This is a genomic window from Saccharococcus sp. Marseille-Q5394 (assembly GCF_946901335.1).
In the GTDB taxonomy this organism is placed as follows: domain Bacteria; phylum Bacillota; class Bacilli; order Bacillales_A; family Planococcaceae; genus Sporosarcina; species Sporosarcina luteola_C.
Map to the genome: position 1 here is coordinate 1111453 of NZ_CAMPPQ010000002.1, position 21920 is coordinate 1133372.

The window sequence follows — 21920 nt, forward strand, 5'->3', positions numbered from 1 at the left end:
TATAGTCTGTTTCGCATCATTAGTGGACAAATTCGGACGAAATCATTTCAAATGAATCTGTTCGTGGTAAAATAGAGGTTATGGATGACTTGAACTGACAGAAATCTTTCGCTTTGTGAAGCGGTCGAATACAAGTTCAACATAGAAAGGCGGCGAGCTAATGTCGGTTGTTACAGTGGAAGACGTTCAAACTCATTTTGGACTTGAAATTGTTGCAGGCGGGGCAGGTATTGAACGGAATATCCTTACGAGCGACATCTCCAGGCCAGGTCTGGAAATGGCTGGCTATTTCGATTTTTACACGTCGGCAAGGGTTCAACTACTTGGAAAAACGGAAATATCCTTTTTCAACAAATTGGAAGAGGCGGAACGGTGGAACCGGATGGATCGCCTTTGCACGACTGAAACTCCGGCTTTCATCCTGGCACATAATATCGTATGTCCGATTGAACTTAAGCAAATTGCGGAAGAACGGGGAATTGCGGTGTTGCAGACAGAGCATCCGACTACGCGGTTTTCAGGAATGTTGACGAATTTCCTGGAAGGCCAGCTGGCTCCGATGACGACAGTTCACGGCGTGCTTGTCGATGTGTACGGGATAGGTGTTTTGATTACCGGGAAAAGCGGTGTAGGGAAGAGTGAAACTGCTTTGGAGCTTGTGAAACGCGGCCATCGTCTCGTAGCGGATGATGCTGTTGAAATTAGGCAAGTGGCGAAGAACGTCTTGATCGGAAATGCGCCGAAGCTTCTCAGCCATATGCTTGAAATCCGTGGTGTCGGCATTATTGATATGATGACGTTGTTCGGTGCAAGTGCGGTGAAGGATGATAAGCGGATTCTCATGGTCATCGATTTGGAAGTATGGGATCCGGATAAAGTGTATGACCGGTTAGGCATCGATGAAGAAAAGATGAAAGTTATGGATTCGGACTTGACGAAGCTTACTGTACCCGTGAGGCCAGGGCGGAATTTATCAGTCATCATTGAAGTTGCGGCCATGGATTATCGGATGAAAAGGTTAGGCATTAATGCAGCGGAGACATTTTCGAAAAAGCTGGATTTGGCGATCAGCCAAGATGCAGGGAATTCTGACGTAGAGGGGATAGAGTAAACTAATGTTCGATTTACTGACGATTGATCCAACGGCCTTCAGTTTGGGGCCAATAGATATACGGTGGTATGGAATATTAATCACAACCGGCATCATCCTAGCATTCATTGTCGTACAAAAAGAAATGGTGAAACGTGGGATGCATCCGGATTTCTTAACGGATCTGCTCATATGGGCGGTGCCGTTATCCATCATAAGCGCAAGAATCTACTATGTCATATTTACGTGGGACTCCTATAAAGATAACCCAATCGATGCCATCAAAATATGGGAAGGTGGCATTGCCATCCATGGAGCGTTGATTGGAGCCTTTTTAACGACTTACGTTTACACAAAACTCCGTGGCGTATCATTCTGGAAAGTGGTGGACATTGCTGCTCCGGGTTTATTGATCGGTCAAATCATCGGGCGATGGGGAAACTTCATCAATCAGGAAGCGCATGGCGGTCCTGTATCGGAAACTTTTCTGAAAAACACGTGGATTCCCGATTGGATCATGAACCAAATGACGATCAACGGCGTAACGTATCATCCGACATTCCTCTATGAATCGTTATGGAATGTCGTCGGCCTCATTATCATTCTGCTTTTACGCAGGGTCCGATTGAAGCGGGGGGAAATGTTCTTCTTCTATCTGACGTGGTATTCAATCGGCAGATTCTATATTGAAGGAATGAGGACGGACAGTTTGTACGGCGGCGATCTTCGCGCTGCGCAGATTGTGTCGATCATCGCAATCGTATTTTCAGTTACATTATTCATTTGGAGAAGGTTTATTAAGAAAGTCAAAGTGGACTATCAAGATAAATAGAAGAGGGATGGGGAAATGCAAACGCTTCGAAATGGGTTAAAAGCTGGATTGAAGACGACATGGACGTTAGGGAAAATCATTTTCCCGATCACTGTCCTAGTAGTCATTTTGCAACATACACCTGTTTTGCCGTGGCTAGTCAAATTGATCTCGCCATTCATGGGATTGTTCGGATTGAGCGGGGAAGCCGCAATTCCCTTAGTGCTCGGCAATGCTTTGAATTTGTACGCCGGAATCGCAGGAATCCTCTCACTTGAGCTGACGGTGAAGGAAGTATTCATTTTGGCTGTGATGCTCAGTTTTGCACATAATATGTTCATTGAGACGGGAGTCGCTTTGAAGGTCGGCGTCAAATTATGGATTGTGCTCGTCGTGCGATTCGGTTTGGCGGCGTTTTCCGGCATCATTATTAATTTGTTCTGGAAAGGCGGCAGTGAAATTGCACAGTATGGCATGGCGCCTGAAGTGACTGCTGTTCCGGATGGGTGGCTGGAAATCGGATTGCTCGGTTTACAGAAAGCGTCGTTTGGTGTATTGCAGCTTGCACTTATCGTCATTCCGCTTATGATCGTCGTCCAATTTTTGAAAGACCGCAACTACTTGCAGAAGTTTTCGGAAAAACTGGCGCCGTTCACGAAAGTTATCGGCGTGCAGCCGAATGCCTCGATGACACTGGTCGCGGGCCTTGTTATTGGTCTTGCCTACGGTGCAGGCGTCATGATCCAAGCGGTTCAGGAAGATGGCGTCAGCAAAAAAGACGCAACGCTTGCTTTCATTTTCTTGATTGCCTGTCATGCCGTCGTTGAAGATACACTCATTTTCGTACCTTTAGGCATTCCAATCCTGCCGTTGCTAATCATCCGTCTCGTCACAGCATTCGTGTTGACGATTGCGGTCGCTTACATTTGGAAACAGGCAGAACGGAAAAGGGAGAAGGAGGTTACCATTCTCAATGGATAATATTACAACACTATTATTTGACTTCGATGGAACTTTGCTCGACACGAATGAGCTGATCATCCAGACGTTCCAAACGGTTTTGAACGCTCATTATCCGGGAAGGTACGATAGGGAAGACATCCTGCCCTTCCTTGGACCAACGCTGAAGGAAACGTTTGAAAGTATCGACCCGGAAAATTCGGAACAACTGATCGCTGAATATCGCACGTGGAACCTTGCCAATCATGACGCATTCGCCTCTGAATTCGATGGGGTGAGCGAAACATTGCGGCAGTTGAAAAGTTCAGGGTTTAAAATGGCGATTGTATCAACGAAACGAAATAATATGATTATGAAAGGTCTACGGCTTATGGAAGCTGAAGATCTGTTCGACACTGTCATTGGATTGGATGATGTGGAACACGCAAAGCCGCATCCGGAGCCGTTGCTTCTTGCAATGGAACGACTGAATTCGATTCCGGCAGAAACATTGATGATCGGCGATAACGTCCACGATATTCTCGGAGGGAAAAATGCCGGAGTTCGCACGGCCGGAGTTGCTTGGTCGGCAAAAGGCGAGAAGTTCATCCGTGAGCAGGAACCAGATTTTGTTTTGCAACATATTTCGGACCTGTTGAAGATTACAGCCGGAGTCGAAGCTTGAGACGGACGGAGCGATATCCTGCCGGAGGAAATGCGAACTCCCTTTGGCATATATATAAAACAGTATCTTTTTTCAAGGTAGCGAAGAACTTCATATTCATCCAAATCGGGCGATACACACCATTCATTCCGTTGAAGAATTTCATCTATCGGACGTTTCTTGGAATGAAGATAGGTGAGAAAACTTCATTTGCTTTGATGGTCATGCCCGATACGATGTTTCCTGAGCGGATTACGGTTGGCAGCAATTCAATCATCGGATTCAATACGACGATTCTCGCTCATGAGTATTTGATTGAGGAATACCGTATCGGCGATGTTGTCATCGGAGACCGTGTGATGATAGGTGCGAATACGACAATCCTTCCCGGCGTGGAAATCGGGGATGGTGCCATCGTATCTGCTGCTTCACTTGTCAACCGAGATATCCCTGCGGGCGCCATGGCAGGGGGGAATCCGGTACGGATCATATACACTGCCGAACAATTGGAGGAGCGTCGAAGAGCTTCCCAACAATCGGATTTTGACAAGAAATAGAATGACGGAACTAGAAGTTATGATATAATGAAGCAAGTTTTTAACTTGCTTCGGCAAGTTAAGCCTCCGGCGGATGTCACAGATTTTGAAGGGAGTTAATTGCGCAAGCGCAATTCAGAATCTGGACGCAATTACGCCGAGGCGTAATTGATCGGGGGAACGTGTAAAGCGTTCCTTCTAATTTTTTTCGGAGGAATTTGATTGGACAAAAAGTATAGGAACATAGATAAGAAAGTCATTTCTTTTATCCCTGACGGTGAATTCTACTATCAGAAAGGCGTTAAAGCTATGCAGCGGGAACGCTTTGATGATGCCCATAGATACTTGCAACGGGCTGTTGAACTAAGTCCGAATGATCCACTCATCCTTATGCAATACGGCATTCTCATCATGGAAGAAGGCATGTTTGAAGAAGCGTATGAAATTTTGGCGGCAGCGCATGGCCTTGATCCGGAAGAAGAGGACATCATCTTTTATTTGGCGGAAGTCCATGCTCATCTGGGTCTTCTTCGTGATGCGAAGATTTATGCAGAAAAGTATATCGCACTTGCCCCTGATGGACCTCTGGCCGATGATTCGATGGAAATCATCGATTTTGCAGAGCAGGAGGAAGGCTTTTTCAGTGAAGAGGAAATACCGGATGGTGAAGTGTATTTTCTTCAGGAGAAAGCAAGAAGACTGATGGAGGATGGCGGATTTGAAGAGGCAATAGAAATTTTGGAGTCGATCATCGTCGATTATCCTGATTTTTGGGCCGCTCATAATAACCTTGCACTCGCCTACTTTTATATCGGCAAAATCGAGCCTGCAAAGGAATTGCTATCTGACGTGCTTAATAAAGACAAAGGGAATCTGCATGCATTGTGCAATCTCGCCGTCTTTTATTATTATGAGAAAGATAAAGAGGACTTGGACGCAATGCTCGAGCTCCTCATGAAAATAAAACCCTATCAATTTGTGCACCGCTATAAATTAGGGGCTACATTTGCGTTGGTCGGCAAGCATAAGGAAGCGTACGGTTGGCTGAGAAGTTTGCAAAAACGGGGCTTTGAAGGGGATGCAGGCTTCTACTTCTGGCTAGCACATTCCGCTTATTTTTCAGGCCAGGAACAAGCAGCAAAGGAATCGTATGCAAAACTTGTTGAACTGGATCCGACCAAGGCCGGCTTTGAACCATGGAAAGACGTGCATCCGTCGGCTAAACCGGAGTCCTATGAACAGGACCGTGAATTTTTATTAAGCAAAATTACGAATAAATATAGAAGTGAAAGACTGTTAGGGTTTTATTTATTAGGGAAATCGGCACATAAACAGGAGATTATCTCACATCCTACGTATATCGATCTCGATAAACTGAGTGTCATTGAGCAATTGTTTTTGGCGCACAGTCTCGACTATGAATTCACGACGGAAAATGAGTTTGATCACTCCTTCATGCGCGCGTTGGAAACGACGGAATTGCTTTATGAAAAGTATAAGCCGTTAGAGCGGCAAGGGACCCATCTATTTCAAATGTGGTTTACTCTTTGTGAAGTAGGTCTCATGCGTTCCTATCCATTCAGGAATCCCGCGGCATTGGCGGCAGCAGCAGATTATATGTTCCAATCTTCCCGATATAAAGGGGTCACAAAAAAATCCATAGCCACAAATTACGGCATATCTGTGCCTACATTAACGAAATATGTCAGCGAGCTGATCGAGTTTTTGCCTCAGTTCAATGTGTAAGTGCAACCCATGATCGTGTAGGCATATATATTGATTGGCTCCACGGAATCTTATACGATTTGGACAGTGGTATATGTACTGGAGGAGGATAATGTATGACTACCGAGAAAATATACGACGTCATCATCATTGGTGCAGGTCCGGCTGGAATGACTGCTGCGGTTTACACGTCCAGAGGGAGTCTATCGACGTTAATGTTGGAGCGCGGCATCCCGGGAGGCCAAATGGCAAACACGGAAGAGATTGAGAACTATCCGGGATTTGAGACGATCCTCGGTCCCGACCTTTCGACAAAAATGTTTGAACATGCGAAAGCTTTCGGTGCGGAATATGCCTATGGCGACGTAACCGAAATTATAGATGAAGGCAATGTGAAAATCATTAAAGCTGGCAAGAAAGAATATAAAGCTCGAGCCATTATCATTACAACAGGCGCCGAGTATAGAAAAATGGGCGTACCGGGCGAGAAGGAACTGACTGGCCGTGGCGTCAGCTATTGCGCAGTTTGTGACGGAGCCTTCTTTAAAGGTAGAGAAATCGTCGTCATCGGCGGCGGTGATTCCGCAGTCGAAGAAGGTGGATACTTGACGCGCTTTGCAAATAAAGTGACGATCATTCACCGACGCGACGAACTTCGCGCACAGAAAATCCTTCAAGACCGTGCGTTTGCAAACGACAAGATCGACTTCATCTGGAATTCGACTGTCAAGCAAGTGAACGAAAAAGATGGCAAAATCGGCTCAGTGACACTCGTCTCTACAGTGGACGGCACTGAAACGGTCATGGATACGGAAGGCATGTTCGTCTATATCGGCATGGATCCGTTGACAGCCCCATTCAAAAGCTTAGGCATCTTGGATGATCACGGCTATATCGTAACGAATGAAGAAATGGAAACGTCAGTGCCTGGCATCTACGCAGCTGGCGACGTCCGCCAAAAAACGCTTCGCCAAGTCGTCACAGCTACTGGAGACGGCAGTATCGCAGCACAAGCATGCCAGAAATACATCGAAGAGCTCGAAGAAAAAATGGCTGCTGAAGTTTGATTATGGAAAGGGATCCTGTATGGGATCTCTTTTTTACAATATAATTTGTGGATTGAAGCGAAAGGCGGCGACTCCTGTGGGAAAGCGAGACAGGGGAGACCCCGCAGGGAGCGCAGCGACTGAGGAGGCTCACCGCTCGCCCACGGAAAGCGTCCGCCTGTAGCGGAAATCTTGATCTGTATCAACATTAATCTAACCTTAATCTTCCTGTAACCGTCCTGCAATACAAAAAGGTTATGATAAGAATATCAATTGACCCCCCTTTTTGATATAGCAACATTTTAAAGACGATCTGCCCTTCAAACGGCAGGTGGTCTTCTTTTTTTGTTGTTTGCTTTCAAAACATTGTATAATGGGAATTAGCGCATTGATAGAAGTGAGGAAATGGTCATGCAGAGAATCGCAAATTTATTAGTAGTAAAAGACAACCAAGTGCTTTTATTGAAAAAACCGAGACGGGACTGGTACGTGGCGCCGGGCGGCAAGATGGATCCGGGTGAATCGATTTACGACGCAGCTATCCGGGAGTTCGAGGAAGAAACCGGAGCAACCCCCGTCCAACCGCATATTAAAGGCATCTACACAATGATGATCGTAGATAAAGAAACAAAAGAATTGCAGAACGAATGGATGCTGTACACGTTCGTTGCGCGGGATCTACTAGGTACTCCTTATGAATCGAACAGGGAAGGCCTGCTCGAATGGCATCCTGTCGAAAGCCTGAAGACGCTTCCGATGGCGGAAGGAGACCGGACGAATTTATTATTTGCAGTCTCCCAAATGGGCGTGCAATATGGTACATTCTATTATACAGAAGAGTTTGAACTGTTGGATGAACACATACAAAAATCAATGGAAGGTGACCAGGATTAATGGAGAATGAATTGCCGAACAGCGATGTCGAATTAGTTATCATCACTGGTATGTCAGGGGCCGGGAAAACAGTTGCCATGCAGAGTTTCGAAGACCTTGGGTTCTATTGCATCGATAATTTGCCTCCTGAGCTGCTCGTCACTTTTCTGGATTTGATGATGAAATCCGAAAACAAGATGAGGCGGATTGCCGCTGTCATGGATACACGAGGGGGCGACCTGTTTGACGCATTGATTGGAGCATTGGATAACTTGCTGAAAATGGAAGGCGTATCCACAAAGCTGCTCTTCTTGGATGCGGACGATGAGACGCTCGTCAGGCGGTACAAGGAAACGAGAAGGTCCCATCCACTTGCAGAAGGCGGACTGCCGCTCACAGGCATCCGCAAGGAACGGAATCTCTTATCTGAACTGAGAGGCCGTGCCCGTTCCATCTACAACACATCCAAATTGAAGCCGCGTGAGTTAAGGGAAAAGATCATGTCGGAATTCTCCTCTACGGGAGAAACTTCATTTACCCTGAACTTCATTTCTTTCGGTTTCAAGCATGGTATGCCGATTGATGCTGACGTCGTCTTTGACGTTCGTTTTTTACCGAACCCCTATTACATCGAAGACCTGAAACCGTTGACCGGTTTACAGAAAGAAGTATATGAGTATGTGTTAAAATGGAATGATACACAAGTGCTGATCGAAAAATTGACAGATCTGTTCAAATTCATTATTCCTCAATATAAGAATGAAGGAAAATCCCAAGTGGTCGTCGCCTTCGGATGCACGGGCGGCCAACATCGGTCCGTGTCGCTGGCGGAATACTTCGGAAACCGTTTAAAAGAAGAATACAAGACGTTGATTACCCATCGGGATGTAGAGAAGAGAAAGGGTTGACACCATGTTGCAATCCGGGAAAAAGAAAAAAATTGTCGTGTTTGGCGGCGGGACCGGATTGTCCACGTTGCTTCGGGGATTAAAAGCCTATCCAGTCGATCTCACCGCGATCGTTACGGTCGCGGACGACGGAGGCAGCTCCGGAAGGCTGTTGGATCAATACAATATCCCGCCGCCCGGAGATATCCGTCAAGTGATGGCAGCGCTTTCAGATGTCGAGCCGTTGATTGAGAAAATGTTCCAATATCGATTTTCCAACTCGGACGATTTGAAAGGGCACTCCCTAGGCAACCTCATGCTTGCCGCCCTGACGGACATTACAGGAGATTTTGCACGCGCTGTAGAAAAAATGGGTCGTGTTTTGAATATTAAGGGAAAAGTGTTGCCAGCTGCAAACCAAAAGATCACCTTGCATGCGGAGCTCGATGATGGCACAATTGTAACCGGTGAGTCTAAAATCCCGGTGTATGGACGCAAAATCCGGAAAGTCTATGTGTCTCCCCAAGAGGTCGAACCTTTGCCGGAAACGGTAGAGGTCATCAAAGAGGCGGACTTGATCATTTTTGGACCTGGGAGCTTATATACGAGCATTTTGCCGACGATACTTGTAAGTGACATCCGTAATGCCGTCCTTGCATCCAACGCGAAGAAAGTATACATCAATAACTTGACGACGCAGGAAGGCGAAACGTACCAATACACGGCATCCGAGCATGTAAAGGCGTTATATGATCATGCAGGCAGTCAATTCATTGACACAGTGTTATTGAACAAGACGGATTTCCAGACGTTATTTAACGGGGATGCGCCGTCAGATATCCAGCTTCCTGTAGAAAATGACATCGAAGCATTGCAATTGCTCGTCCCGACAATCGTCTTAGGGGACTTTTCGACTGTTGCAGAGGGAAGAATCATACATGATGCAGGTAAAGTTGCATCTTGGATCATGGGTTATATGGAAGGTACAATCGTTAGCGAGGAGACCTGATCATCGCCGAGAGAGAGGGGGAAAATCATGTCTTTTGCATCTGAAGTGAAGAAAGAATTGACGCAAATCGATTCCAAGGAATGCTGTGTGAAAGCGGAAATCGCCGCCTTTATCAGGATGAACGGCGCCTTATCGTTTTCAAATAAACAATTGAGCCTCGACGTACAGACAGAAAATGCGGCGATCGCAAGAAGACTTTATTCAAACATTAAGCGATTGTATCCGCATAAAGTCGAGTTGCTCGTCCGAAAAAAAATGCGCCTGAAGAAGAACAATGTCTACATATGCAGAATCCGTGACGGAGCGAAGCATTTATTGGAAGACTTGTATATACTGACAGGAACCTTTCAATTTAAGAACGAGATTGTTGAGCAATTGGTGAAAAAGAAATGCTGCCAAAGATCCTATTTGCGTGGAGCGTTCCTCGCAGGCGGATCCGTAAACAATCCCGAAACTTCCTCCTATCATTTAGAGATTTTCTCTTTTTATAAAGAGCATAGCGAAGCATTAGTGGATTTGATGAACAAATTCCACTTGAATGCAAAATCGATCGAACGGAAGAAGGGCTTCATTGCCTATTTGAAGGAAGCAGAGAAAATCTCGGATTTCCTAGGATTAATCGGTGCGCACGTATCCTTGATGAAATTCGAGGATGTCCGGATTATACGGGACATGCGGAATAGCGTCAACCGGCTTGTCAATTGTGAAACCGCCAATATGAATAAAACAATCGGTGCGGCACAACGACAAGTGGAGAATATTAAATTCATCCAGAGCACAATCGGGCTGGATCAATTGCCTGATCGTTTACAAGAGATCGCGTCGCTGCGCATCGAAAATCAAGATGTCACATTAAAAGAGCTTGGAGAAATGGTGAGCGGTGGCACGGTTAGCAAGTCCGGAGTGAATCATCGTCTTCGGAAAATCGAAGAGATTGCGGAAAATCTTCGCAACGGAGGAATTGTAAGCCGTTGAGAAAGGTAAATAACGCATGAGGAAGGAGTCGAATAATATGGCAGAAAAACTGGTTGAAGTGAAAATGAAGACAGGATTACAAGCACGGCAAGCTGCGCTTTTCGTGCAAGAAGCAAATCGCTTCACGTCAGACGTCTTTTTGAAAAGGGATGAACGTCAAGTGAACGCGAAAAGCATCATGGGTGTCATGAGTTTGGCAATAGCGAGAGGTGCTGAAGTGACATTGATCGCAGAAGGCGTCGATGAAGAACAAGCAATTGAAACTCTTACAGCACTAGTTGAGAAGGAAAATTAATATGAAAACAGCCGTTTCTCTATGAAGATAGGAGACGGCTGAACAATAAAAAAAGCCGTAAACATGACTACATGTTTACAGGCTTCTTTATCAACTCTATTATGCCCTCGGCGGGAGTCGAACCCACATTTCAAGCTTCGGAGGCTTGCGTGCTATCCATTGCACCACGAGGACTTGTCAGTAACAGACAAGATTAATTGTACTAAATAAGTGGTATGAATGCAACAACTAATTTAAAAGCGTTATATTTGACCTTTATTGACCATAATATGTATGATAGAAGTACAGTTGAAACAACTGGTTTCAGCAGAACGAAAATCCTGACCCATTCATAAGGAGGAAATAAGATGAATTTAATACCTACAGTTATTGAGCAAACGAACCGTGGAGAACGTGCTTATGATATCTACTCCCGTTTATTGAAAGACCGGATTATCATGCTGGGAAGCGCAATCGACGACAATGTCGCAAACTCGATTGTTGCACAATTGCTTTTCCTAGAAGCAGAAGATCCAGAGAAAGACGTATCGATTTACATCAATAGCCCGGGAGGCAGTATCACAGCGGGTATGGCGATCTACGATACAATGCAATTCATCAAGCCGGACATCCAAACAATCTGTATCGGTATGGCTGCATCTATGGGATCTTTCCTTTTGACAGCAGGAACAAAAGGGAAACGTTATGCGCTTCCTAACGCAGAAGTGATGATTCACCAACCACTTGGCGGAGCGCAAGGGCAAGCGACTGAAATTGAAATCGCTGCAAAACGCATTCTCTTCCTACGTGAGAAATTGAACGGAATTTTGGCAGAGCGCACGGGCCAACCTGTTGAAGTAATCGCAAAAGACACAGACCGCGATAACTTCATGACAGCTGAACGTGCGAAGGAATACGGTCTAATCGACCACATCATCACACGCAGCGACATGAAAGAATTGGACGCGAAGAAATAATAGAAGTACGAAGAGCCGACTCTGCTTTTGAGTCGGTTTTTTTGTACTTATTTGTTGTGAGGGCACGATTAATTGTGCAAGGGCTCATTCTTTGCGGCTCAGGACCCATTCTTTTCAATAAGGGCTCATTCATTCCGGTTCAGGGTCCATTCTTTTCAACAAGGGCTCATTTATTCCGGTTCAAGGTCCATTCTTTTCAACAAGGGCTCATTTATTCCGGTTCAAGGTCCATTCTTTTAGACAAGGGCCCATTCTATCTGGTTCAAGGTCCATTTTTTTTGAACAGGGGCTCCATTATTCTTCTAAAGTTAACCCGTTAGCAACCCGAGTTCTCGTTTCACGCTGAAGAGTTCTCGTCCTTTACTGGAAAGTTCTCATACATCCGCTGACAGTTTTCGTTTGCTGCCAAAGTCCATTCTTCATTCTAGTGAATCTGGAATCCTTAACTTGATTTATTTCTCAATGTTTGAAACCTTTTCGCTCGACATACGATAAATAGTGTAAAGCTTCTTACTTGTTTGGAATGCAATGCCACTTGGGTATTGCAACTATATCGAATGGAGAGTGAAAAGATGAAAAGAATATTGGGGCCAATCGCAATCATTGTTGTCATTCTTGTTATCCTTGGCATCATGTTCGTGCCGAGTTATAACAAATTCGTCAACTTGGAAGAGAACGTCGATGAATCATATGCACAAGTTGAAAATCAATTGCAGCGCAGGCTCGATTTAATTCCCAACTTAGTGAGCACTGTGAAAGGATATGCTAGTCACGAGAAGGAAGTGATCGCTGATATAGCCGATGCACGGGCGAGACTTGCAGGAGCGAGAGGACCGGAGGAGCAGGCGGCTGCTGATACCGAGCTTTCGAATGCGCTTGGCAGATTGCTCGTCGTTGTGGAAAATTACCCTGATTTGAAAGCAAATCAGAACTTTACACAATTGATGGATGAGCTTGCCGGAACAGAAAATCGGATTGGTTTCGCAAGAATGGACTATAACACGGTCGTAGCGGACTACAATAGGCAAACTAAGCGTTTTCCAGGTAGACTCGTCGCTTCGATATTTGGATTCGAACAGAAAGAATATTTCAAAGCGGATGCAGCTGCGAATGAAGCACCGAAAGTTGATTTCGGAGATGACAGCAAGTGATCCGTAGGGCATTCCGATGCATGATCGCCGTTTGTCTTAGCATCATGATCATGCCGGCAATGGCGTTGGCAGCTGACGTCCCGCCATGGAATTTCTCGGATTACTATATTCAGGATCATGCGGGCATACTTTCCGCGGAACAGAAAGCCGAACTGAACCGGTTGGGTCAACAGTTGAATGAGGCGACAGGTGCTGAGCTTGGGGTGTTGACGTTGCCCACGATTGGTGCGGAACCAGCCGAAGAGTTTGCCGTTAAGGCGTTGCGACAATATGAGCTTGGTAAAAAGGGAGAGGACAATGGCGCCCTATTGTTTGTCACGACAATTCCATATCCGGAAAATAGTGATACGGGTCGACATTTCGAATTGACCGTAGGCTACGGATTGGAAGGTGCACTGCCTGATGGGAAAGCCGGCAGGATTATGGATGAGGTTGCTGTGCCATACCTAAAGGATGAACAACCCGACATGGCAATCATGAATGCATATAAGTCTTACTATAATGAAATTGCTGCGGAGTACGGATGGAACGGAGAAGTGGCCGAAGTGAACACGCTTGCTGGCCAAGGCGGCGGTTCAGGCATCGGCATCCCTTCACCTATCATCATCTTCATCATCATTTTTCTGCTCTTCCGCTTTATGGGTGGTGGCCGCGGAGGTGGCGGCGGTCCGGGAGGTAGACGAAGAGGAAGAGGCGGAATGATCTTCTTCCCTGGCTCCTTTGGCGGAGGCGGCGGTTTCGGTGGTGGAGGTTTCGGCGGCGGTGGCGGTGGCGGCTTCTCCGGCGGAGGCGGTTCCGGAGGCGGAGGCGGCGCTGGTCGTGGTTGGTAATAAAAAAGGGTAGTCCATAAGTCCTTAAATTCAAAAGTTGGAGAAAAACAATTCGTTTTTCTCCACCTTTTTTGATCATAAACCCTGGCAAGTGATCATAAACCCTGGCAAGTGATCATAAACCCTGGCGAGTGATCATAAACCCTGGCGAGTGATCATAAACCCCGGTGAGTGATCATAAACCCTGGCGAGTGATCATAACTCACGGCAAGTGATCATAACCCCTGGCGAGTGATCATAAACCCCAGCAAAGTGATCATACACCCACTCTCACACAAGAAGACTGTCACGGAAAGTCGTGGTAACTTTGATTTTGTAGACAACCTGTTTTTCATCTATACTAAAAGAAAAAGAAATTCGAGGTGTTCTACATGCATATTCAATTCTACACAAAAAAAGGCTGTCATTTATGTGATGAAGCAAAATCGATGATGAAGCTCGTTCAAGAGGATTATCCATTAACATGGTCAACCATCGACATCGAGTCCGACGATGAGAGCCATGAGAAATATATGTTGATGATTCCAGTCATTGAGAAAGACGGCGAAGTTCTATTATACGGTTCAATAGGCTATGTCGACTTGATCGATCTATTCGAAATTAGATGAAGAAGTTTGAATTTAATGGCGGCGGGGTATATACTAGTAGTAGGATTTATATTTTTTTTGCATTAGGTGGGACAAATAATATATAGGTGGGCAGAATTCGTCCTATCATGAAAGAGGGGCTTTTCTTTGATCCCGAAAATTATAGAGGCACAACGAAAGCTTGTGCCAGAAATGATGGAGTTATTACATCAGCGGTACAAAGTTTTGAAGTTCATTGAAATAGCAGGTCCAATTGGACGAAGACCGCTTGGCCAGATGGCTGATATTTCGGAGCGGGAATGTAGGAACTTGATGGAAACGTTGCGAACGGAAGGACTTATCCGAATCGCCAAAGAGGGCGCAACGATTACGAGCGAGGGGGCGACCGTCCTTGAATCGCTCAGACCTATTAGTGACGAATGGACCGGGCAAGGGCTGATTGCAAGGAAACTGGGCGATTTATTAGGAATCCGAAGCGTACAAATCGTCCCGGGTGATTCGGATGAAAATCCGGCTGTGAAAAGCCTTATAGGCAAAGAAGCAGCCGCGGAATTCATGAATCGGATTGGCGACGGCCATATCATTGCCGTGACTGGTGGTAGTTCGGTAGCTGCGATTCCCCGGCACATCCATTCGCTTGAAAATGCCGATCAATTGCACTTCATTGCAGCAAGGGGAGGGGTCGGCGAGGATATCGGATTGCAGGCGAACGTCATCGCCGCCTCATTCGCAGAAGCAAGCGGGGGAACGTACAGCTCATTTTACTACCCCGAGTCGCTTAGCGTCGAAGCGCATGAAGTTTTCAAACGGGAGCCCACTGCTATCCAGATGGTGGAGCTCTACGAAAAAACGGATTGCGTCCTCCATGGAATCGGGGATGCACTCCGGATGGCGGACTTGCGGAACACGCCGGAGAGCGAATGTCATCTTCTGCGTGAACAAGGGGCGAAAGGTGAAGCGTTCGGCTATTACTTTGATGATAAAGGCAAAGTCGTCCATCGAATCAGAACGGTTGGCATCCAGACGGAGCAGCTGGAAAAGGTTCGGCTCATCATCGCTGTGGCAGGCGGAAAAAGCAAAGCGGAAGCAATCCTGTCTTATATGGCAGGCGCTCCACGCCAGACGATTCTTGTCACCGATGAAGGGGCAGCACATGCCATGCTTGAAAAATTGGAAGGTTAACATGAACGAATAACGTAAATAACTGAAACCAATCATAGGAGGTAATGGAATTGACAATTAAAATGGCTATTAATGGATTTGGACGTATTGGAAGAGTTGTGATGAGGGAAGCAAGTAAGCATGAGGAAATTGAAATCGTTGCAGTAAACGATTTGACGGATGCACAAATGCTTGCACATCTTCTGAAGTATGATTCGGTGCACGGAATTTTTGACGCTGAAGTCGGTTCAGAGGAAGATCATCTTGTAGTCGATGGCAAGAAGATAAAGGTGTACGCTGAAAAGGATCCTTCAAATTTGCCGTGGGGTGAATTGGATGTTGATGTCGTCATCGAAGCGACAGGCGTATTCCGGGATGAAAAAGCATTGATGAAGCATATCGAAGCGGGTGCGAAAAAAGTTATCTTATCGGCACCGGCTAAAGGGGAAATGAAAACGCTCGTTATGGGTGTGAATGAAGAGTCCTATGATCCGGAAAACGACAAAATCGTTTCCAATGCATCGTGTACGACAAACTGCCTTGCACCAGTCGTCAAAGTGTTGCAAGACCAATTCGGTATTAAGCGGGGTATGATGACGACAGTCCATTCTTACACGAATGACCAACGTATTCTGGATCTGCCGCATTCCGACTACCGTCGAGCGCGTGCAGCTGCTGAGTCGATGATCCCTACAACGACAGGCGCCGCTTCAGCAGTGACGAAAGTTATTCCGGAATTGAAAGGGAAATTGGATGGCATGGCAGTCCGCGTTCCAACACCGAACGTATCCCTCGTCGATTTCGTTGCTGAACTTGGAACAGAAGTGACTGTGGAAGATGTGAATGCCGCATTGAGAAAGGCTTCAGAAAACGAATTGAAGGGCATCCTTTACTATAATGAAATTCCGCTCGTCTCTACGGACTACAACGGAAATACAGCATCTTCTACAGTCGATGGGCTTTCGACAATGGTATTGGACAACAATATGGTGAAGGTCATCGCATGGTATGACAATGAAACAGGATATTCCGCACGCTGTATCGATTTGGCTCTTTATATGAGTAAAAAAGGCATCTAAGCTATACGTCTAGACTCCGGGCGCCAGGAGCTCGGGGTCATAAGTCAAAGATACTATGTGGCGAAAAGCGCGCCACGCCGCATCTTTGCCTTATGCCTGTCGCTCCTAGGAAGGCCTCTGCTCGCAACGCTACGCTTGTGCTCGCAAAAGCCGTTCTGCGTAACGGCTTTCGCTTTTGTCTAAAACATAGCCATTCTTATGGCGATTCATTATAATAGATAGATGGGTAGGAGGAACGGAGAGACCCGTTCCTTTTTTTATATTCCCCGCCGTTTCTGGCGCTCAATTTTCTTAGAGGGGTGCGGTTTACATGATAGCCAAACAAACGATCAAAGATATTGAACTGAACGGGAAGCGCGTATTTTGCCGTGTCGATTTCAATGTGCCGATGGAAAACGGTGAAGTTACGGATGATACAAGAATCCGTGCTGCTGTTCCGACAATTGAATTCATGGCGGAAAAAGGCGCAAAGGTCATTCTCGCCAGCCATCTTGGAAGGCCAAAAGGTGAAGTGAATGAAGACATGCGACTCACTGCGGCTGGAAAAAGATTATCGGAGCTCCTTGGGAAAAACGTGAAGAAGCTTGATGCTTCCATCGGAGAAGAAGTGGAACAAGCGGTTGCCGACATGAAGGCAGGCGACATTATTCTTCTGGAAAACGTCAGATTCCACGCTGGGGAAGAAAAGAATGATTCCGAGCTTGCGAAAAAGTTCGCGGAACTAGCGGACGTCTTCGTCAACGATGCTTTCGGCGCGGCGCATCGTGCACACGCTTCCACAGCGGGTATCGCGGAGTTCATTCCAGCTGTAAGTGGATTCCTTCTTGAAAAGGAATTGGAAGTCCTCGGGAAAGCGTTGTCAAATCCGGAGCGGCCGTTCACAGCGATTATCGGCGGCGCGAAAGTGAAGGACAAGATCGGTGTCATTGATAATCTGTTGGACAATGTGGACCATTTATTGATCGGTGGCGGCCTTTCCTATACGTTCACGCGAGCGCAAGGGTATGAAACAGGCAATTCGTTAGTCGAAGAAGATAAAATCGAGCTTGCAAAATCCTTCATTCAAAAGGCGAAAGAGAAGAACGTCAAACTCCATTTACCGATCGATGCGGTAGTGGCGGATGCGTTTTCCGAAAGTGCGAATGTGAAAACGGTCAAGATCGACGATATCCCGGAAGGTTGGATGGGACTCGATATCGGTCCTGAAACAGCTGACCTGTATGCGGATGTCATCAAGAATTCCAAGCTCATCCTTTGGAATGGACCGATGGGAGTTTTCGAAATGGAACCATTCGCTGCGGGCACGAGGAAAGTTGCATTAGCGATGGCTGAAACGGAAGCATACACAGTGATCGGCGGTGGGGATTCCGCTGCAGCTGTCGAAAAGTTCGACTGTGCGGATAAAATGGATCATGTGTCAACAGGTGGCGGCGCGTCCTTGGAATTCATGGAAGGAAAAGAATTACCTGGCGTGACTGCGCTGAATGATAAGTGACGGAGGAATAAAAATGCGAAAACGAATCATTGCAGGAAACTGGAAAATGTATAAGACGCTGGGAGAAGCGAAAAACTTTGTGACAGAAGTGAAAGATCGCTTGCCGGAAACGGACAAGGTCGATGCAGTCATTTGTCCACCTTCCCTTTATTTGTCCACGCTCGTGGAATTGACGGAAGGCACACCATTGAAAATTGGAGCCCAAACGATGCATGACGTCGATGAAGGAGCGTTTACAGGTGAAGTAAGTCCAAAAATGCTAGCGGATTTGAACGTTCCATTCGTCATCCTCGGTCATTCCGAACGACGCCAATATTTCAATGAAACGGACGAAGCTGTGAATCGTAAAGTGGTGGCAGCATTTTCAAAAGGCTTAACGCCAATTGTCTGTGTCGGAGAAAGCTTGGAGGAACGTGAAGCTGGGAAGACAGTCGAAACGGTTGCAGTCCAAGTGAAGAAAGCGTTTGAAGGTATCAATGCTAAGCAGGCTCAGGAAGCGATCATCGCCTATGAGCCGATCTGGGCAATCGGAACAGGCAAAACTGCAACCGCTGAAGATGCGAATGAAGTATGCGGCGAGATCCGTGCTGAAATCGGCAAGCTATATGATGACGAAACAGCAGCGGCTATTCGCATCCAATACGGCGGCAGCGTGAAACCTGGCAATATTGGCGAGTTGCTATCGATGGAACATATCGATGGCGCACTTGTCGGGGGAGCGAGCCTAGAACCGGAATCATTCCTTGAAATGATCGGAGTTGCGGCGAATGACTAACGGGCCTGTCGCATTGATCATCCTGGATGGCTTCGGGCTGCGGGATGAACGGTTCGGCAATGCTGTGGCACAAGCGAGCACGCCGAACTTCGATATTCTATGGAATGAATACCCTCATTCGACGCTGACTGCTTGCGGGGAAGCTGTAGGGCTTCCAGAAGGGCAGATGGGGAATTCGGAAGTCGGCCATCTTAATATCGGTGCAGGCCGGATTGTCTATCAGAGCCTGACAAGAATCAATAAATCCATCAAAGACGGGGACTTCATGACGAACACTGCGTTGCTAGGGGCAATTGAACACGTTAAACAGGAAGATTCCTCACTTCATTTGATGGGGCTGCTTTCGGACGGCGGTGTACATAGCCATTATGAGCATCTATTCGCCCTCTTTCGCCTCGCAAAAATGAATGGAATCAAGAAAGTTTATCTCCATGCATTCCTCGATGGACGGGACGTCGGTCCTGAAACTGCTCCGGGTTACATCGAGCAGACCGAAAAGGTGATGGAAGGACTTGAAGTCGGTGAAATCGCCTCGGTTTCCGGACGTTTTTACGCAATGGACCGTGATAAAAGATGGGACCGAGTGGAGCGCGCATACGAGGCGATTGTCAATGGTAAAGGTGAAATATTTACGAATGCCGGACAAGGCATCCTGTCTTCCTATGAGAAAGGCATCCATGATGAATTCGTGGAGCCGTTCATCATTGCGAAGGAAGGCAAGCCGGTTGCTACGGTGAAAGACGGCGATGCGGTCGTGTTCTTCAATTTCCGTCCCGATCGCGCGATTCAATTATCGAGGGCGTTCACGGATCCGACGTTTGACGGTTTTCATACCGGATCTAAGGCGTTCGAGAATTTGAAGTTCGTGACATTTACACAATATAGTGATGAAGTCCAAGCTGACGTCGTTTTCACATCTCAGAACCTAGAGAACACGCTAGGCGAAGTGCTGTCGAACAACGGACTTCGGCAGCTGCGGATTGCCGAAACCGAGAAATATCCGCATGTAACGTTCTTCATGAGTGGCGGCAAAGAGGATGAGTTCGAAGGCGAGAAGAGGATCCTCATTGCAAGTCCGAAAGTCGCAACCTATGACTTGAAGCCCGAGATGAGTGCGGTTGAAGTGACGGAAGCTTTATTGAAAGAGATTGAAGCCGAAACGCAAGACGCGATCATCCTCAATTTTGCGAACCCCGACATGGTCGGACATAGCGGAATACTCGAGCCGACGGTCAAAGCGATTGAAACGGTCGATGCGTGCCTTGGAAGGATCATTGATGCTCTTCTGCTGAAAGGCGGTACAGCGATCGTTACAGCGGATCACGGGAACTCAGACGAGGTCGTGACGCTGGAAGGGAAGCCGATGACTGCGCATACGACAAATCCCGTACCGGTCATCATCACAAAACCAGATATCGAATTGCGGAAAGGCGGCATTCTGTCGGATCTTGCACCGACGATGCTGAAGCTTTTAGAAATCGAACGGCCGGAAGAAATGTCCGGAACACCATTATTCTAAATTAAGGGAGAGATTGAAATGCCAATCATTACTCATATCCAAGCTAGAGAAGTTCTTGATTCACGCGGTAACCCGACTGTTGAAGTTGAAGTGTTTACAGAAAGTGGAGCGTTCGGCCGGGCCATCGTTCCTTCAGGCGCTTCCACAGGTGAATACGAGGCGGTTGAGCTGCGCGACGGCGACGCATCCCGTTATCTAGGAAAAGGTGTTTTGAAAGCGGTCGATCATGTCAATGAAATTATTGCGGATGAAATCGAGGAAAATTATTCTGTACTTGATCAAGTCGTTATCGATAATGCGCTTATTGAAATGGATGGTACGCAGAACAAAGGCAAGCTTGGCGCGAACGCGATCCTTGGCGTCTCAATGGCTGTTGCACATGCGGCAGCGGACTACTTGGACGTTCCACTTTACCAGTACCTTGGTGGCGTCAACGCGAAAGAGCTGCCTGTTCCGATGATGAATATTTTGAATGGCGGCGAGCATGCGGACAACAACGTCGATATCCAGGAATTCATGGTCATGCCGGTAGGTGCGGAATCATTCCGACACGGTCTTCGCATGGGAACTGAAATTTTCCATAGCTTGAAAGACGTTTTGAAATCGAAGGGCCTCAACACGGCGGTCGGTGATGAAGGCGGATTCGCTCCGAACTTAGCATCGAACGAAGAAGCGCTATCCACAATCATGGAAGCGATCAAAAAAGCAGGCTATGAACCGGGAGAAGAAGTATTGCTCGCAATGGATGTTGCTGCTTCCGAGTTTTACGACAGCGAAACGAAACAGTACCGTTTAACGGGAGAAGGAATTACAAAGACATCCGAAGAGATGGTCGCTTGGTATGAAGAGCTTTGCTCGAAATATCCAATTGTTTCAATCGAAGACGGCCTTGACGAAAACGACTGGGCTGGCCACAAGCTATTGACAGAGCGTCTAGGCTCGAAAGTCCAATTGGTCGGGGACGATCTGTTCGTCACGAACACCGAAAAATTGGAGCGCGGCATTGAAGAAGGCGTCGGCAACTCGATCCTTATCAAAGTGAACCAGATCGGCACATTGACAGAAACATTCGATGCGATCGAAATGGCGAAACGTGCTGGCTATACAGCAGTCATCTCCCACCGTTCCGGAGAATCCGAGGATACGACAATCGCAGACATCGCGGTTGCGACAAACGCGGGTCAAATTAAGACGGGTGCACCTTCGCGCACGGACCGCGTCGCGAAATACAACCAATTGCTCCGCATCGAGGACCAATTGGATGAAACAGCAGTCTACCGCGGAACAAAAACGTTCTATAATTTGAAAAAATGACACGAACAACCAGCCGGCTTTCGTCGGCTGGTTGTTTTTGAGATTGTCCAGCTCCAGGCGCCAACAGTGTGCCTTAATTTCTGCACAAACCGCAGAAATACGGCAAATCGAACTCTTCGTGGTTCGATTGGCTCGAGGTCATAAGTCAAATCTGCTCTGTGGCAAAAAAACGCCACGCCGTGTCCGCATGATGCGGGTATGCA

Annotated in this window: 22 protein-coding genes and 1 tRNA gene; 22 read left to right on the top strand and 1 reads right to left on the bottom strand. The window is 46.9% G+C overall.

Going from position 1 to position 21920, the window contains the following annotated elements; all coding sequences use genetic code 11:
- The first annotated feature begins 160 nt into the window (after nucleotides 1-160).
- The 12 genes from hprK (at nucleotide 161) to OC538_RS16280 (ending at nucleotide 10850) form a co-directional block, all read left to right on the top strand.
- Nucleotides 161-1111, top strand: a complete 951-nt coding sequence (gene hprK / locus OC538_RS16225) for an HPr(Ser) kinase/phosphatase (RefSeq protein WP_262177328.1) — start codon at nucleotides 161-163, stop codon at nucleotides 1109-1111.
- Between the two features lie 4 nt (nucleotides 1112-1115).
- Entirely contained in the window at nucleotides 1116-1922 is an 807-nt protein-coding gene (gene lgt / locus OC538_RS16230) for a prolipoprotein diacylglyceryl transferase (RefSeq protein WP_262177330.1), read from the top strand.
- 15 nt (nucleotides 1923-1937) lie between these two features.
- Nucleotides 1938-2882, top strand: coding sequence for a nucleoside recognition domain-containing protein (locus OC538_RS16235; protein WP_262177331.1), 945 nt, complete (start codon nucleotides 1938-1940; stop codon nucleotides 2880-2882).
- A complete protein-coding gene (gene ppaX / locus OC538_RS16240; RefSeq protein WP_262177333.1) occupies nucleotides 2875-3525 on the top strand; it encodes a pyrophosphatase PpaX in 651 nt (216 codons plus the stop codon). Before OC538_RS16235 ends, ppaX begins: the two co-directional genes overlap by 8 nt.
- A complete protein-coding gene (locus tag OC538_RS16245) occupies nucleotides 3522-4061 on the top strand; it encodes an acyltransferase (protein ID WP_262177334.1) in 540 nt (179 codons plus the stop codon). The genes ppaX and OC538_RS16245 overlap by 4 nt, the downstream gene beginning before the upstream one ends.
- 201 nt (nucleotides 4062-4262) lie before the next feature.
- Nucleotides 4263-5786, top strand: coding sequence for a tetratricopeptide repeat protein (locus OC538_RS16250; RefSeq protein ID WP_251696923.1), 1524 nt, complete (start codon nucleotides 4263-4265; stop codon nucleotides 5784-5786).
- A gap of 95 nt (nucleotides 5787-5881) precedes the next feature.
- Nucleotides 5882-6832: a thioredoxin-disulfide reductase gene (trxB, locus tag OC538_RS16255; protein ID WP_251696921.1), complete on the top strand. Its 951-nt coding sequence runs from the start codon at nucleotides 5882-5884 to the stop codon at nucleotides 6830-6832.
- A gap of 390 nt (nucleotides 6833-7222) precedes the next feature.
- On the top strand, nucleotides 7223-7705 hold the full coding sequence (locus tag OC538_RS16260) for an NUDIX domain-containing protein (RefSeq protein WP_251696919.1): 483 nt from the start codon (nucleotides 7223-7225) through the stop codon (nucleotides 7703-7705).
- Nucleotides 7705-8592, top strand: a complete 888-nt coding sequence (gene rapZ, locus OC538_RS16265) for an RNase adapter RapZ (protein ID WP_262177339.1) — start codon at nucleotides 7705-7707, stop codon at nucleotides 8590-8592. Before OC538_RS16260 ends, rapZ begins: the two co-directional genes overlap by 1 nt.
- Nucleotides 8593-8596: 4 nt before the next feature.
- Nucleotides 8597-9580, top strand: a complete 984-nt coding sequence (yvcK, locus tag OC538_RS16270) for a uridine diphosphate-N-acetylglucosamine-binding protein YvcK (protein ID WP_251696915.1) — start codon at nucleotides 8597-8599, stop codon at nucleotides 9578-9580.
- Nucleotides 9581-9607: 27 nt separating this feature from the next.
- Nucleotides 9608-10555 (top strand): DNA-binding protein WhiA, encoded by a 948-nt coding sequence (gene whiA, locus OC538_RS16275; protein ID WP_262177342.1) that lies wholly within the window; start codon nucleotides 9608-9610, stop codon nucleotides 10553-10555.
- 37 nt (nucleotides 10556-10592) lie between these two features.
- The gene (locus OC538_RS16280; protein ID WP_251696912.1) at nucleotides 10593-10850 is read left to right on the top strand and encodes an HPr family phosphocarrier protein; all 258 of its coding nucleotides are present in this window, start codon (nucleotides 10593-10595) and stop codon (nucleotides 10848-10850) included.
- A 102-nt stretch (nucleotides 10851-10952) separates the two neighbouring features.
- On the opposite strand, the gene OC538_RS16285 is transcribed toward OC538_RS16280, so the two are convergent.
- Nucleotides 10953-11024 (bottom strand) — tRNA-Arg (locus OC538_RS16285).
- 173 nt (nucleotides 11025-11197) lie between these two features.
- On the opposite strand from OC538_RS16285, the gene clpP reads away from it, so the two are divergent.
- The 10 genes from clpP to eno all read left to right on the top strand — a co-directional run bounded on the left by clpP (nucleotide 11198) and on the right by eno (nucleotide 21717).
- Complete coding sequence (gene clpP, locus OC538_RS16290; protein WP_262177345.1) at nucleotides 11198-11806, top strand: ATP-dependent Clp endopeptidase proteolytic subunit ClpP; 609 nt, start codon at nucleotides 11198-11200, stop codon at nucleotides 11804-11806.
- A 572-nt stretch (nucleotides 11807-12378) separates the two neighbouring features.
- Complete coding sequence (locus OC538_RS16295; RefSeq protein WP_262177349.1) at nucleotides 12379-12957, top strand: LemA family protein; 579 nt, start codon at nucleotides 12379-12381, stop codon at nucleotides 12955-12957.
- Nucleotides 12954-13787 carry a TPM domain-containing protein gene (locus tag OC538_RS16300; RefSeq protein ID WP_262177351.1) on the top strand — a complete coding sequence of 278 codons (834 nt, stop codon included), beginning with the start codon at nucleotides 12954-12956 and terminating at the stop codon, nucleotides 13785-13787. The genes OC538_RS16295 and OC538_RS16300 overlap by 4 nt, the downstream gene beginning before the upstream one ends.
- Before the next feature lie 371 nt (nucleotides 13788-14158).
- Nucleotides 14159-14395 (top strand): glutaredoxin family protein, encoded by a 237-nt coding sequence (locus tag OC538_RS16305; protein WP_262177354.1) that lies wholly within the window; start codon nucleotides 14159-14161, stop codon nucleotides 14393-14395.
- Nucleotides 14396-14521: 126 nt separating this feature from the next.
- Entirely contained in the window at nucleotides 14522-15556 is a 1035-nt protein-coding gene (locus tag OC538_RS16310) for a sugar-binding transcriptional regulator (RefSeq protein ID WP_262177356.1), read from the top strand.
- A 50-nt stretch (nucleotides 15557-15606) separates the two neighbouring features.
- Nucleotides 15607-16614, top strand: a complete 1008-nt coding sequence (gene gap / locus OC538_RS16315; RefSeq protein WP_262177359.1) for a type I glyceraldehyde-3-phosphate dehydrogenase — start codon at nucleotides 15607-15609, stop codon at nucleotides 16612-16614.
- 313 nt (nucleotides 16615-16927) lie between these two features.
- A complete protein-coding gene (locus tag OC538_RS16320) occupies nucleotides 16928-18109 on the top strand; it encodes a phosphoglycerate kinase (protein WP_262177840.1) in 1182 nt (393 codons plus the stop codon).
- 13 nt (nucleotides 18110-18122) lie between these two features.
- The gene (tpiA, locus tag OC538_RS16325; protein WP_262177360.1) at nucleotides 18123-18884 is read left to right on the top strand and encodes a triose-phosphate isomerase; all 762 of its coding nucleotides are present in this window, start codon (nucleotides 18123-18125) and stop codon (nucleotides 18882-18884) included.
- Nucleotides 18877-20403 carry a 2,3-bisphosphoglycerate-independent phosphoglycerate mutase gene (gene gpmI, locus OC538_RS16330; protein ID WP_262177363.1) on the top strand — a complete coding sequence of 509 codons (1527 nt, stop codon included), beginning with the start codon at nucleotides 18877-18879 and terminating at the stop codon, nucleotides 20401-20403. Before tpiA ends, gpmI begins: the two co-directional genes overlap by 8 nt.
- Nucleotides 20404-20421: 18 nt before the next feature.
- A complete protein-coding gene (eno, locus tag OC538_RS16335; protein ID WP_262177365.1) occupies nucleotides 20422-21717 on the top strand; it encodes a phosphopyruvate hydratase in 1296 nt (431 codons plus the stop codon).
- Nucleotides 21718-21920: the final 203 nt, after the last annotated feature.

Bases quoted from the DNA above. Each gene is read 5' to 3' on its own strand.
- hprK (WP_262177328.1), top strand. From the start codon at position 161: ATGTCGGTTGTTACAGTGGAAGACGTTCAAACTCATTTTGGACTTGAA.
- lgt (WP_262177330.1), top strand. From the start codon at position 1,116: ATGTTCGATTTACTGACGATTGATCCAACGGCCTTCAGTTTGGGGCCA.
- OC538_RS16235 (WP_262177331.1), top strand. From the start codon at position 1,938: ATGCAAACGCTTCGAAATGGGTTAAAAGCTGGATTGAAGACGACATGG.
- ppaX (WP_262177333.1), top strand. From the start codon at position 2,875: ATGGATAATATTACAACACTATTATTTGACTTCGATGGAACTTTGCTC.
- trxB (WP_251696921.1), top strand. From the start codon at position 5,882: ATGACTACCGAGAAAATATACGACGTCATCATCATTGGTGCAGGTCCG.
- OC538_RS16260 (WP_251696919.1), top strand. From the start codon at position 7,223: ATGCAGAGAATCGCAAATTTATTAGTAGTAAAAGACAACCAAGTGCTT.
- rapZ (WP_262177339.1), top strand. From the start codon at position 7,705: ATGGAGAATGAATTGCCGAACAGCGATGTCGAATTAGTTATCATCACT.
- yvcK (WP_251696915.1), top strand. From the start codon at position 8,597: ATGTTGCAATCCGGGAAAAAGAAAAAAATTGTCGTGTTTGGCGGCGGG.
- whiA (WP_262177342.1), top strand. From the start codon at position 9,608: ATGTCTTTTGCATCTGAAGTGAAGAAAGAATTGACGCAAATCGATTCC.
- OC538_RS16280 (WP_251696912.1), top strand. From the start codon at position 10,593: ATGGCAGAAAAACTGGTTGAAGTGAAAATGAAGACAGGATTACAAGCA.
- clpP (WP_262177345.1), top strand. From the start codon at position 11,198: ATGAATTTAATACCTACAGTTATTGAGCAAACGAACCGTGGAGAACGT.
- OC538_RS16295 (WP_262177349.1), top strand. From the start codon at position 12,379: ATGAAAAGAATATTGGGGCCAATCGCAATCATTGTTGTCATTCTTGTT.
- OC538_RS16305 (WP_262177354.1), top strand. From the start codon at position 14,159: ATGCATATTCAATTCTACACAAAAAAAGGCTGTCATTTATGTGATGAA.
- tpiA (WP_262177360.1), top strand. From the start codon at position 18,123: ATGCGAAAACGAATCATTGCAGGAAACTGGAAAATGTATAAGACGCTG.
- gpmI (WP_262177363.1), top strand. From the start codon at position 18,877: ATGACTAACGGGCCTGTCGCATTGATCATCCTGGATGGCTTCGGGCTG.
- eno (WP_262177365.1), top strand. From the start codon at position 20,422: ATGCCAATCATTACTCATATCCAAGCTAGAGAAGTTCTTGATTCACGC.